This window comes from Candidatus Eisenbacteria bacterium (assembly GCA_016930695.1).
In the GTDB taxonomy this organism is placed as follows: domain Bacteria; phylum Orphanbacterota; class Orphanbacteria; order Orphanbacterales; family Orphanbacteraceae; genus JAFGGD01.
On record JAFGGD010000012.1, the window covers coordinates 1 to 13,007 of the forward strand.

Annotated in this window: 10 protein-coding genes; 4 read left to right on the forward strand and 6 right to left on the reverse strand. The window is 66.5% G+C overall.

All coding sequences use genetic code 11. The annotated features are described in order from the left end of the window. Positions 1 to 1,216: 1,216 nt before the first annotated feature. From JW958_01635 to JW958_01660, 6 genes are all read right to left on the reverse strand, one after another. On the reverse strand, positions 1,217 to 2,092 hold the full coding sequence (locus JW958_01635; protein ID MBN1824936.1) for a fibronectin type III domain-containing protein: 876 nt from the start codon (positions 2,090 to 2,092) through the stop codon (positions 1,217 to 1,219). Between the two features lie 197 nt (positions 2,093 to 2,289). After that, a complete protein-coding gene (locus tag JW958_01640; protein ID MBN1824937.1) occupies positions 2,290 to 3,690 on the reverse strand; it encodes a sigma-54-dependent Fis family transcriptional regulator in 1,401 nt (466 codons plus the stop codon). Between the two features lie 11 nt (positions 3,691 to 3,701). After that, complete coding sequence (locus tag JW958_01645) at positions 3,702 to 4,052, reverse strand: winged helix-turn-helix transcriptional regulator (protein MBN1824938.1); 351 nt, start codon at positions 4,050 to 4,052, stop codon at positions 3,702 to 3,704. Positions 4,053 to 4,179: 127 nt separating this feature from the next. Continuing rightward, positions 4,180 to 5,499 carry a serpin family protein gene (locus JW958_01650; GenBank protein ID MBN1824939.1) on the reverse strand — a complete coding sequence of 440 codons (1,320 nt, stop codon included), beginning with the start codon at positions 5,497 to 5,499 and terminating at the stop codon, positions 4,180 to 4,182. A gap of 111 nt (positions 5,500 to 5,610) precedes the next feature. Further along, a complete protein-coding gene (locus JW958_01655; GenBank protein MBN1824940.1) occupies positions 5,611 to 6,333 on the reverse strand; it encodes an HPP family protein in 723 nt (240 codons plus the stop codon). Next, positions 6,330 to 7,295, reverse strand: coding sequence for an HDOD domain-containing protein (locus JW958_01660; protein MBN1824941.1), 966 nt, complete (start codon positions 7,293 to 7,295; stop codon positions 6,330 to 6,332). The genes JW958_01655 and JW958_01660 overlap by 4 nt, the downstream gene beginning before the upstream one ends. 133 nt (positions 7,296 to 7,428) lie before the next feature. Between JW958_01660 and rlmN the strand changes: the two genes are divergently transcribed. The 4 genes from rlmN to JW958_01680 all read left to right on the forward strand — a co-directional run bounded on the left by rlmN (position 7,429) and on the right by JW958_01680 (position 12,978). After that, entirely contained in the window at positions 7,429 to 8,475 is a 1,047-nt protein-coding gene (gene rlmN / locus JW958_01665) for a 23S rRNA (adenine(2503)-C(2))-methyltransferase RlmN (protein ID MBN1824942.1), read from the forward strand. Next, positions 8,472 to 9,689, forward strand: coding sequence for a HAMP domain-containing protein (locus JW958_01670; protein MBN1824943.1), 1,218 nt, complete (start codon positions 8,472 to 8,474; stop codon positions 9,687 to 9,689). Before rlmN ends, JW958_01670 begins: the two co-directional genes overlap by 4 nt. Before the next feature lie 79 nt (positions 9,690 to 9,768). After that, on the forward strand, positions 9,769 to 11,154 hold the full coding sequence (locus JW958_01675; GenBank protein MBN1824944.1) for a sigma-54-dependent Fis family transcriptional regulator: 1,386 nt from the start codon (positions 9,769 to 9,771) through the stop codon (positions 11,152 to 11,154). Positions 11,155 to 11,331: 177 nt separating this feature from the next. Continuing rightward, positions 11,332 to 12,978 (forward strand): BamA/TamA family outer membrane protein, encoded by a 1,647-nt coding sequence (locus JW958_01680; GenBank protein ID MBN1824945.1) that lies wholly within the window; start codon positions 11,332 to 11,334, stop codon positions 12,976 to 12,978. Positions 12,979 to 13,007: the final 29 nt, after the last annotated feature.

Below are 13,007 nucleotides of genomic sequence, written 5' to 3' on the forward strand. Positions count from 1 at the left end.
GTCGAGCTTATCGGGGCGGGCGGAGGTGGGTCGGCGAGCGAGAAGAGGGAGGATGCGGAAGCATCCGGACCGTGCCCCGAAGGGAGACTGGTGGGGGATGGAAAGGCACCCTGACCCTCACCCGCTATCCTCTCCGCCTCCTCCCCGGACGGACGGCGTGATCCTTCGAGGAGAAGGGGCGGGACGGGGACCCCCACCTCTCGAGGTGCGTGAGAAGCGGCCGCGCGAGGTCGCACCCTTGTGGAAACTCCGTGGCGATCATGAACCCACCCAGGGGGCGGCACGCCCCGGATTCCGAGAGGGATTACCCGTCCGTCCTCCTTCCCACACCGTGCCCCGAAGGGAGAGCCGGCGGGGGAAGGAAAGGCACCCTCACCCCCACCCTCTCCCCACACCATGCCCCGAAGGAAAACCGGGGGCGGCGAAGCCGATGCGGGCCTTCCTCTTTTCCGGCGGTTCTTTCCCTGGGGTTCTTTCCCGGCGGTTCGGGGTGGGTCCGTAACGAGGTGTCGCGGCGTGAGGCGAGAAGACGTTTTGGACAAGGCCGCTCCCGGAAGCGTAGCCTGAGCTACGCTGAGGAAGCGGCCGAAGGAAAAGCGGCTTCGCAGCCCGCGCCGCGTCGCCGCAGTAGGCCCCACCCCGAATCGCCGGGAAAAAAAGACACCGGCGAATCCAGTGTTGCCCCTTTTCAACACCTTCATCGCCGGCGCCATTCGCGAACCCGTTTCCCGGGGTCGCAAGCTCTCTGCAGGAGGGCAGAGCTTTCGGGAACTGCAGACTCTCGCGGGGACGATTCTCCGTCCCGTGACCCTACATCATCCGATCATCCGTCGCATTCGAACGCCGGCCGCCGGGTCCCGCGGCGCGTCCGGAGGTTCCAACTCTCTCTACTCCCCAGACCCCTCCGGGGTTCCATCTTTTTGTCCGACGGGCGCAAAAAAAGGGAACACGATTCGCGGGGCCGGTCGCTTTCCATTCGGGAAATCGAAGGGGGATTCGAAGCGGGGCGCCGAGCGCGAACCGCCCCCTCCCCTTCACGCGGGGAACACCCGATCGAGGCGTCCCCGCCGAGGTCCCCGTCCGAGGAACGCACGACTACCAGATGTTCGGTTTCCAGACCGGCTGGGACCGTCCCATCCGCGCCGAGGGCGCTTGGACCGGCCACCGCCAGAACCAGAAACGCGAAACCCAGACCGCGCATTCCGAGCCCTTTCCGTCAAGATTTGCGGAAGAGCCGGTCGAAGTTCGGCGCGAGTTGTCTTCTTTCAATGTCGTCATTGCTGATTTGGTAAGCCCACTCGAGAACAACATGGTTCTCTCCGATAGAGACGACCCGCAGCTTGGCGAAATGGTCGTCCCAGGTCCAGATCACATAGGTGTGCCCTTCGATCAGCTCCACGCCGTAGGGATCGAGGGACCACCCCTCCAGGGGGGCGAAACTGATCTCGTCGAAGTCATAGGTGTACCCGAAATCCTGGATGTCGTTCGGGTACGTCTCCCCTTCCTCCTCCACGAAGGCCGGCACGAGCCGGAAAAGATCGTCCACGACGATCAGGTAGACATCGCAGAGATCGTCGTCCCAGGCGACGACCATGTCGCCGGCGTCGCCGCCGCGCTGGATCTCCGAGAAATCGAGTCCCGCGCTCTCCGGGTCGTAGCCGTCCCAGTAGAGTCGCAACCCCACCCCCTGCGGCCGCGGGGTGTCCGCCACCTCCTCATAGGAGAGATCGCTTTCGCCGTACTGATTGGAGGCGTCCACGGCATAGAAGTAGGTGACGCCGTTTTCCAGCTCCACGTCGTTGTCGAAGAAATAGGTGTTCTCGGCGCCCACCACCGTTCCGACCAGATAGTAGTCGCCGAGCGGCTCCGTACTCCGATACACGCCGTAGGTTACGTCCCCCACGCCGCGCGCCGGCTCCCAGTAGACCTGCACCGATCGGTCTCCGGTCACGGTGAACACACCGACCGGTACGGGCGGAACGGTGTGGTAAACGTGTACGACCTCGGTCACATTGTCGTCGTCGCACCCCGCGAAGGCGATCAGCGCCAGCAAAGCGGCCGCGATCGCTCCATACCCAGCCGTCTTTCTCATCTAGACACCTCCCGATGCGGGTTAATCCCGGTAGAACGCAAAGCACGTGCCACTCCATGAGACGGAGAAGAGCCGGGCGTTCCTGGCCGGAGAATCGACCCTAACCTACTATTAAACATCAGATTAACGAAAAATGGTCCTTGCGGGGGAGAGAGGAGCGGCGCGATCCTGAGGGTCGCGGGGTGTGTCGAATCACCTCACCCGGTGCGTCGATCGTCCCCACCCGGAGAGGGTCGCCGAAGGCCGTACTTCTCGATCTTCTTGTAGATGTTGGAACGCTGCATCCCCAGATCGCGAGCGGTCCGGCTGACGCTCCAGTTGTTCGCATCCAGGCGCTCGAGCAGAAAGCTCTTCTCCGCCTGCTCCTTGAAATCCTGGAAGGTGGCTCCCTCCGCCAGGGCGGCGGCGGGGTCGGCGATCCCCCGCTCCCCGAGGGGCGGGATGTCCTCCACGGAGATCCTCTCCTCCTCGGAAAGGATGATCATTCTCTCGATCGTGTTCCTGAGCTCCCGCACGTTCCCCGGCCACTCCCGCTCCCGGGCGAGACGATCGAGGACGGCGTCGTCGATCGCCTGCGGGCGGATTCCGTTCTCGGCCGAGTAGCGCTCCAGGAAATAGCGGACCAGGATGGGGATGTCCTCCCGCCTCTCCGCCAACGAGGGGACCTGGATCGGCACCACGTTCAGGCGATAGTAGAGGTCCTCGCGAAAGCGTCCCTCCCGCACCTCACGGATGATGTCCTTGTTGGTCGCCGAAAGCACCCGCACGTCCACCGTCTTGGTGCGGCTGCCGCCGACGCGGGTCACCTCGCCGGTCTCCAAAACACGGAGCACCTTGGACTGCGCCGACAGGGACATATCGCCGATCTCGTCCAGGAAGAGTGTGCCGCCGTTGGCGAGTTCGAACTTGCCGATCCGCATCGAGGTGGCGCCTGTGAACGAGCCCTTCTCGTGCCCGAAGAGTTCGCTCTCGATCAACTCCTCCGGTATGGCGGCGCAGTTCACCTCCACGAAGGGCCTGCGGGCGCGGGGAGAGGCGTTGTGGAGCGCCCGCGCCACCAGTTCCTTCCCGGTTCCGTTGGCGCCGGTGATCAGCACGCGGCCGTTCGTGGGGCCCACCTTTTCGATGGTGCGGAGGATCGACTGAATCGCGGCGCTCTCGCCGACGATCCGATATTTTTCCTCCATCGCCTCCCGGTAGATCAGGTTCTCCATGGAGAGGCGTCTCTGTTCGAGGGCGTTCCGCACGGTGAGGAGGAGGCGGTCCCGGTCGAGAGGCTTTTCGAGAAAGTCGTAGGCGCCCAGTTTGGTCGCCTCCACGGCGGTGCCGACCGTGCCGTGGCCGCTGATCATGATCACCACCAGCTCGCGGCGGATCCGCATCGCCTCGCCGAGCACCTCGATCCCGTCCATGCCGGGCATCTTGATGTCTAAAAGGACGAGCGAGGGGACGCCGGCCCGGATCGAGTCGAGGGCCTGCTCGCCGTTCGACGCCGTCGACACCTCGTAACCCTCGTACTCGAGAATGCGGCGGAGGGAGGTCTGAATCCCTTTCTCGTCGTCCACGACCAGGATGTGATCGCTCGTGCCGTTCGCCATGACTGATCGCCTCACCGGTTGAAGAAGAGATCCGCGTCCCGGTCGCGGCGGCCCTCGACTCGGAAGCCCCGTTCCCGGCCGCGCGGCCCGGACTCGGGGGGGGCGGGGAAGGCGGACCAACGGCCGATCGCCCGGAGCGCCTCCGGCTCGAGGGCGTAGCGAATCCACTTCCCTTCGCGGTTCGCCCGGAGGAGTCCGCTTTTGCGGAGCACCTGGAGATGCCGCGACACGTTCGGCTGCGCGGCGCCCGTCCGCTCCACCAGCTCGGAGACATAGCACGGCTTCTCACGGAGGATCTCCACGATCCGATAGCGGATCGGATCCCCCAGTGCACGGAACAGCTCGCGCATCTCTCCGCTCATCGAATGATCGCTCCTGTTCGAGACCGTCCTAGTATGGGGACAGGCGGGGGAGGGTGTCAACCGTCCCCTATCCGGCGCGGGGCGCGGGGCGCCGGCCGGAAACGAGTTGATCCGCAAGGAATTCCGTCTAGGCGGCCGGATCGATCACCCGCCCGCAGAAGAGGATCAGGCCGGTCTCCCGATCCCGGATGAGGAAAAGGAAAGGATGGTCGGCGGTGAAGACGTTCTCCGCGCCTCCCCGCTCGACGAGGACCACCGCCGTCGCGGCCGCCGCCTCGGTCCCCTTCTCGTCCACGGCGATGAACGTCTTGTGATACGCCTCGTCGATCCAAATGTCCCGTCCGGCCATCATGCCGCTGAAATCGGCGCCCGGCGCGAAGGGATCGCTCATGCCGAGACCGATCAACGTTTCCTTCAGTTCGAAGGAAGACTCGAAGGAGAAACGGGGGAGCGTGACGGAGACGAACGCGGAGTCGATTCCGTCCAGGATCTCGCCGAGGCGGTCTCCGTCGAGACTCGAGACAAAGGCGTCCAGAGTCCCCTCCTCGGGGAGGATCAGCACCATCGAGAGGCCGCCCCCCCGATAGGCGAGTTCCACCGCCCGGCACCGGTCGTCCGCGTACCACCCGAAGGTCTCTTCCCGGCGCATCATCGGCGCGACGACATCGCCGCCGCCCCCCTCGAGATGAAAAACGCCGTCGGCGGTGAGATCGTCCTCGAAAGGTTTGGCCCAGGGCGCCTTGAAGTAGAGCGCGTTGGTGAGAACCGCCACGAGAGGCAGATCCGTTCCGAATCCTTCGGGAATCAGTTCCTCGATGCGGGAAGCGGTGTGGTCCGACACCCAATCGTTGATCACGTCGCGGGCCGATTCCTTCGCCCCGTTCAGGTCGAGCAGCTCCACGCCGGCTCCGTAATTCACGGCTAAAACATCTAGATAGTCTTCGAGATAGTCGTACCCGGTCTGTCCCCAGAACGCGTTGGCGACGTGCAGCTCCACCGGGTCCTCCCCCCCCGAGGCGGGAAGGGCGCGGCCGTCCAGAATCAGCCCGATCTCGTTGAAGGCGTTGTGGGTCCGCTCCTGGTCCGGGTCATAGAGGAGCGCGGACGTCATCTCCGTCTCCGTCTCCCCGCGGGCGCCCGCCCAGGTCATGGCGAAAGCGCTCCGGATGCTGTAGGGGGAGAAGAGCAGGTTTCCGCCCGCGTCGAAAGACTGAAGAAGCGCGAGCGTAAAGCCGTGGTTCCCCTCCACCAGCGACCGCAGTTCCTCGGTGGTGGCGTCCGGCGCGAGGTTGCGATCCAGTCCGGAATGGAGGGTGGACCACGAAGCGTCTCCTCCGGAGGGACCGCCGCCGGAGTCGTCGCATCCCGCGAGAAACGGGGCGAGAAGGAGGATCAGCGCGGCGAGGATCGGGAAACGGAAACTCTTGCGGCGGTCGGGAGTGTTCATGTTCGGCCTCCGGGCGGGGAAGGGCGCCTGCATGATTGATGTTTTCACTTTAACACGACTCGAGGAAAACGAACAGGCCGAACAAGCGCCGGGGCAAGAGTTTTCGCGGGGTCAGGGGCGGCGGGACCGGAAGATCCGGTCGGCGCGGCGGCTCCAGAAATTGGTCCCCTCCTCCGGAATGCCGGCCAGCACGCCCCCGCCGCGGATCGTCTCCGGGTCGGCGCGCCAGATCGGATAGGGGAGGCCGCCGAGAACCCGATTGAAGAGGAAGGCCTGGGCCACGAGCAGGAGCACGGCGGCGAGGAGCCCGATCGATTTGACCGGTTCGTTCATGAAGCCCATGGCGGCGAGGAGGGCCGTCGCCGCGGCGGGCGGGTGCGCGGCGCGAAGGACGATCATCCCCGCGGCGGCCGCGCCCATGGCGAGGGCGATCGCCGCCACGCGCGAACCGTTCATAACCAAAGGATTATGGAGCCCCGCCTCCGGTCGGAGCGCGCCGACGACGGCGAGCGCCGCGAGACCGGAAAACAGGGAGAGGCCGTGGGCGAGGACCACGCTCCGCGGAGAGGCGCTCGCCGAGAGAGGCGCGTAGAAAAGGATGAACGCCGACGGACCGAGGGGCGGGAAGAGGAGAGGGAAGCGGGTCCGGTACGCGGCCAGTGTGATGATCGCCAGGGCCGTGGCGGCGGAGAGAAACGTGAAAAGGAGGATCGCGGTCCCGCGGTTCCCGGCGCTCCGAACGCGGTAGCCGAAACGCATCCGGCTGCCGAGCGCGACGAGCCGGAAGAGGGGAGTTCCCTGCGGGGCCGGAGGACCGGAAGGGGCGCGAGTCACGCCGTCCCTCCCGCATCAGCGGCACCGGCGGCGGCGATCGCGTCGAGCGTCTCTCCCACTCCCCGGTCGCCCAAACCGAAAAGAGAGCGGATCTCGTCGAGCCCGGTTCGGGTTTCGTCGATCAAGCCCCGGAACCCATCGTCGTCGATCCCGAAACGCCTCCTGGTTTCGGCGGCGAAAAGAGACACCCTCTCCTCGTTCCGGCGGAGCACGCTCGGCGCGAGACTCGCCACCGACATGGGGAGCGCGATGGTGTTCTCCAACTCCGCCTCGGCGAGTTCCTCCGCGGAGAGATTATGGGCGCCCACGAAACAGACGATTTCCTCCGGAAATCCCCAGGAACGGAGGATCCAGGCGCCCGCCTGGGCGTGATCCCAGCGCAGATTCTCCCGTTCGATCCGGGAGAGACGCTCGTCGCTCTCCGCCCAACGCTCCACGATCGGGGCGTAATACTCCCTCCAGGCGACGAGCAGCACCGGGAGCGCCACGTCGGCCAGGAGCATGGCGGTGAACGCTTCCTCCTCGTCGTGCAGGCCCTGCCGGCGGGCGAGGGAACGGGCGATCAAGGTGCGGATCAGAGAGTCGATCCAAAACGCCTCGTGGTCGAAAAGGCCGTCGTCCTTCGGCCGCGGGACGCCGCTCACCATCGTGTAGGAGAGGGCGATGGACCGGATCTGGCGCATCCCCAGAAGGGAGATCGCGTGGGGAAGCGTGGTCACGCGATGACCGAGGGAGAAGTAGGAGGAGTTCACCGTTTGCAACACTCGGGCGGCGAGTTCGGGCGATCCGGAGAGGATCCGGACCAGTTGCTTGGGATCCGGCTCGGGCTTGTTCATCTCGCCGACGAGGCGGACCGCCGCCGCCGGGAGAGGCGGGATCTTCACGTCCCGGAACATGCGGCCGAAATCGCCGGTCGCGACGGCGGCATGCCTCCTTATCTTCTCGATCCAACCGATCGTCATATTGCTCTCCCCGCCGGACGCGGTGGCCCGGCTATCCGACGGATCGACCGATCGGCCCCGGAACTTCAGCGTTTCCACGCCTGTCCGCTCGCCCGCCCCCCCGCTTTGTGGTAGCCTCGGACCGGAGGCGCCCATGGAGGAAGCGCGGAAAACCGACCTGGTCGGATCGACGCCGGAAGAGATCGGCGCGCTCCTAAGTGCCCTCGACGAGCCCCCCTACAGGGGAACGCAGATCTTCCGCTGGATTCACCGGCACCGCGCACGTTCCTTCCGGGAGATGACCGTGCTCCCCCTCCCGCTTCGGGAAGCGCTGGAGGCGCGATTCCGCATCGACCTTCCCCGCCGGACGGAGCGCGTCGGGCCGGGGCCGGACGGCGCGGTGAAGGACCTCTTCCTCCTCCAGGACGGCGCGGCGGTGGAAGCGGTGCGAATCGCCGGAGAAGACGGGGCGACCCTCTGCGTCTCCTCCCAGGCCGGCTGCCGCTACGGCTGCGCCTTCTGCGCCACCGCCCGGGGCGGTTTCCGGCGCTCCCTCACGGCGGGGGAGATCGCCGGCCAGCTCCTTGTTCAGGAGGAACCGGTCCGCCGTGTGGTGTACATGGGGATGGGAGAGCCTCTGGCGAACTACAGAAACACGGTTCGCAGCGTGAGACTCCTCGTCCACCCCGAGGGGGCGGCGATCCCGCCGCGACGGATCACGCTCTCCACCGCCGGCCTGGTTCCTCTCATCGACCGCCTCGCCGCGGAGGAGCTGGGGTTGCGACTCGCCGTCTCGTTGAACGCCTCGAACGACGAAATCCGCCGGCGGCTCATGCCGATCGCGGAACGCTGGCCGATCGAGGCGCTGCTGGCGGCGGCGGACCGTTTCGCCCGGCAAAGCGGCGCGCCGGTCACCTTCGAGTACGTCCTTCTGGCGGGGGTGAACGACGGAGACGAACACGCCCGGGAGCTGGCGCGCCGCCTCGCCCCGATCCGCTGCAAGGTGAACCTGATCCCCTTCAACCCGGTCCCCTCCCTTCCCTGGCGCGGCCCGACGGAGTCGAGGATCGAGTCCTTTCTGCGGATCCTGGCGCCTCGTCTGGTCGCCACGGTGCGCCGGAGCGCCGGCTCGGGGATCGACGCCGCCTGCGGACAGCTCCGCCTCCGCACCGCTCCGCCGGAAGAGAGGAACGCGCGATGAGGAAACAGAGCTATCGCTCCCGCAGTCGCTTCACCTTCGAGAGAAAACTCTTCGTCGCCTTTCTCTTTTTCACGCTGGCGCCGACGCTCGTCCTGATCGGTCTTCTGAAAGACCGCATCGACCGCACCATCGATCTTTGGCAGAACCCCGGAGTGGAGCGGGCGATGGAGGAGGCGCTCCGCCTCGCCGACGATTCGGAGCGGGACTCGGAAGAGGATCGGGAGGTCAGCCTGCGCGCCGTGCGCGAGGGATTCCACTACTACACGCAGCTCCGCCTCTACGAGCGATACGCCAAGGCGAAGATCGCGATCCTCACCGCGTCGATCCTCCTCGCCGCCGCCGTGTCGGCGCTCTTCGTCGGCCGCTGGCTCGCCCGATCCCTCGGCCGGCCGGTCCGCTCTCTGGTCGACGGGACCCGCCGGGTGAGCGAGGGGGAACTGGACGTGATCGTCCCGCGCACCACGAGCGACGAGCTGGGGACCCTCGTGGACGCCTTCAACCAAATGACGGCGGATCTGAAGACGGGGCGGGAGCGGCTGCTCCGCGCGGAGCGGGTCGCCACCTGGGCCGAGGCGGCGCGGCGGATCGCTCACGAGATCAAGAACGCGCTCACGCCGATCACCCTGTCGCTTCACCGGTTGGAGCGGCGCGCCGCCCGCATGGACGGGGAGGAGCGCCGCGTTTGGGAGGATTGCCTCCGGCCGATCCTGGAGGAGGTGGAGAACCTCAAGGCGCTCGCCGAGGAGTTTTCTCAGTTCTCCCGTCTTCCGGAGCCGAGCATGGAACCTTTCGATATATATGAATTGCTCGCCGCCGTGGCCGGTCTCTATACCGAAGGGACGGGTCTCGACGTGCGTGTGCGGATCGATCCGGGCACTCCTCCCGCGCTGGGGGACGCGGAGTTGCTCCGCAGGGTCTTCTCCAATCTGGTGAAGAACGCGGTGGAAGCGACGGGGGGAAAGGGGACCCTTCTCCTCGACGCCCGGGCCGAAGGGGACCGCGTGGCGGTCCGCGTCGCCGATGACGGACCCGGCATCCCGCCGGATCGCCTGGGCCGGGTCTTCGCCCCCTACTTCACCACCAAGCGGGAAGGGACCGGCCTCGGCCTCGCCCTGGTGGAGAGGATCGTGCTCGACCACGGCGGCGAAATCGACGTGGAGCCGAATCGACCCCGGGGAACGGTTTTCCGGATCCTCCTCCCCGCGGCCCGCTGAGACAGACCGTCCCTCCCCGTCGTGACCGGCGCCGCGCCCCCCACCACCCTCCTTGCGCTCCTCCCTCTCCCTCCCTACAATGGACGCGGACGGAAAGGAGAGCGCCGTGCCCCCGGGAACGATCTACGTCATCGACGACGAAACCAACATCCGCCGCTCCCTGACCGGGCTTCTCGAGGACGAGGGATACCGGGTGGAGGACTTTCCCTCCGCCGAGGAGGGGAGCGAGAGGATCGACGCCGCTCCGCCGGACCTGCTCCTCCTGGACGTCCGCCTCCCCGGCGTCGACGGGATCGCCTTCCTCCAAACACTGCGCGAGGGAGACGCCTCCTTCCCGGTGGTCGTTCTCTCCGGACACGCCACCATCGATTCGGCGGTGCGGGCGACCCGGCTCGGCGCCTTCGACTTCATCGAAAAACCGCTCGACCCGGAACGCCTTCTGATTACGGTGCGGAACGCGCTCGAGATCCGCGGCCTGCAGGAGGAAAACAGGGACCTCCGGTCCCGCGCCCTCGGGCCGGGCGAGATGATCGGCGACCATCCGACCATGGCGGCGCTCCGCGAGGAGATCGGACTGGCCGCCCCCTCCCGAAGCCGCGTCCTGATCTACGGCGAGAACGGGACCGGCAAGGAATTGGTGGCCCGGGCGATCCACGCGGAGAGTCCCAGGCGCGACCGGCCCTTCATCAAGGTGAACTGCGCCGCCATCCCCAAGGACCTGATCGAGAGCGAACTCTTCGGGCACGAGAAGGGCTCCTTCACCGGCGCCACGGAGCAGAGGATCGGCAAGATCGAGGCGGCCGACGGCGGCACCCTTCTGCTCGACGAAGTGGGCGACATGAGCCTGGAGACGCAGGCCAAGCTGCTCCGCGTTCTCGAGGCGCGCGAGCTGGAACGGGTCGGGGGCCGACGCGCCATCCCCTTCGACGTGCGGGTGGTCTCCGCCACCAACAAAAACCTCCGCGGCGAGATCGAGGCGAAACGTTTTCGAGAGGATCTCTTCTTCCGTCTCGCCGTGATTCCCATCACCGTTCCCCCCCTGCGGGAACGCGCGGAAGACATCCCGGTCCTGGTGGACCGTTTCATCCGGCACTTCGCCGAGGAGAACGGCCGCCGGCCCCTCCGCTTCTCCACCGGTGCGATGGACTCCCTGCTCGGCTACCGCTGGCCGGGGAACGTGCGGGAGCTGAAGAACCTCGTCGAACGATTATTGATCATGGGCGGCGGCCCCGAGATCACCGCCGAAGAGGTGGAGCGCGTCCTTCATCCCGCTTCCGCTCCCGGCGGCGACGACGACAGCTCCACACTCCGGGAAAGGGTGGAGCTGTTCGAGATGCGGATTCTGACCGAGGCGCTCCGCCGGAACGAAGGGAACGTGGCGGAAACCGCCCGGGAGTTGCGGACCGACCGGGCCAACCTGCACCGGAAAATGAAACGGTACGGAATCCGCGCGAAGGAGGCGTAGCCCGGTGTCGCCCCGACGTCCACGACGTGTCCCATATACACACCTCGCGGCGACCTCGCCGGGCATCCCGAAGACAACCCCTATTTATTCAATGGGTTACCCGATCCGAATTCCGGGCGAGATCCGGCACGCCCCTTGCTTTTTCCGAGAGAAGACCGGGAAAGCGAGGGATGTCCTATGAAACGTCAACTGATCGGAACGGCTCTCCTCTCCGCTCTTCTCCCCCTTCTCGCTGCCGGAGCGATCGCGCCGCAGGTGGACGAGCTGCAGATCCGGGAGGACGTGATCCTTCTGCGGATCGGCGAGCACACGTACCGTCTCACCGACGAACAGGCCGCGCTCCTCCGGGAGGGGAACTGGGAGACGCGCAACGGTGAGATCGTGATCCATTCCGAAAACGGCCTCGAGATGGTGATCCGCGCCGGCGACGAGGAGATCCTTCCGCTGCCGCGCCCGGGGGAGGAGACGCGCCGCCGGGGAATCGCCGTGGACCGTATCGAGGAGGGAATCCTCTTCCGTTTCTTCCAGGACGGTGCGGAGGAGGTGGTGATCGAAGGCTCCTTCAACGACTGGAACGCCCGGAGGGGCCGCATGCGCCGCGAGGGGAGCGCCTGGACCTACGAGACCCTTCTCCCCCGCGGCACGTACCAGTTCCGCGTCCTCTACAGGCTCGAGGGAGACGATCACTGGTTCCTGGAGCCGGAACGCGAGCAGCGCCTCACCGGGATCCGGCACAATCTCTTTACATTGGAAGTGAGCGACCGGGAGGCGTACTGGTACATCGAGGAGGTGGCGCAAAACGCCGTCACCTTCGGCGGCGGCGCCCGCTACAACCGCGTGGAGGGGGCGAACCTTTCCTACACCCTCGGCCTCCGCCGCGGCGTGTTTCATCAGGCGGACCTGCAGTGGACCCAGGGATATTCTTTCGCGATCGAGCGATGGACCTGGGAGACCGGCCTCCGGCTCCCCGTGCCGATCGGCGTGCCCGGCCTCTCCTTCGGCGCCTCCGGCTACGACCGGATCCAGATCCCGGAGCAGTGGACCGTCTCCTCACGGGAAAACCTCGCCGCCGCTCTCCTGGTGCGGGAAGACTTCTACGATTACGTCTGGGGGCGCGGCTGGACCGTCTTTCTGGAGGAGCGATTCGGAAACCACGTCCTCTCGGGCGGCTACCGGGAGAACGAAACCGAACCGGTGTCGAAACAGACCGATTGGTCCCTTTTCGGCGGCGCGAAAAAGTTCCGTGAGAACCTTTTCAGCGACAGCGCCGGCACGGCCGGCCTCGCCTGTCGGATCGAAGGACGCTACGCCTACGACAGCCGAAACTACCAGGACGAACCGACCAAGGGTTCCCTGCTCCGTCTCTCGGGAGACTACTCCGGCTGGGAGCTGGACGGGGATTTCGACTACTGGCGGGGCGTGCTGGACCTGCGCCATTACCACAAGCTGTCGCCGATGCTCCGGGTCGACTTCCGGATCATGGGCGGGGCCATCCAGGGGACGGCGCCGCTGCAGGAGCGGTTCTATCTGGGCGGCGTGGGGACGATGCGTGCCCACGCCTTCAAGGAGCTGGTGGGGAACCGCTTCTTGCTCGCCAACGTGGAATACCGGGCGCCGATCTTCGCCGATCTGGAGTGCGTGTTCTTCGCCGATCTGGGAGACGCCTGGCGCACCCCGGAGCGGGAGACCTTCGACCTGGAATCGGACATGGGCGTGGGCGTGCAGAACGACGACGGCGACGTCCGGGTCGACTTCGCCCGCCGCCTGAACGAGGGGGCGGACGAGGAAATCGTGGTCACTTTCCGGTTCGCGCGCACCTTCTGACCGGCTCCGGCCGGCGGAGGGGAGCGGCG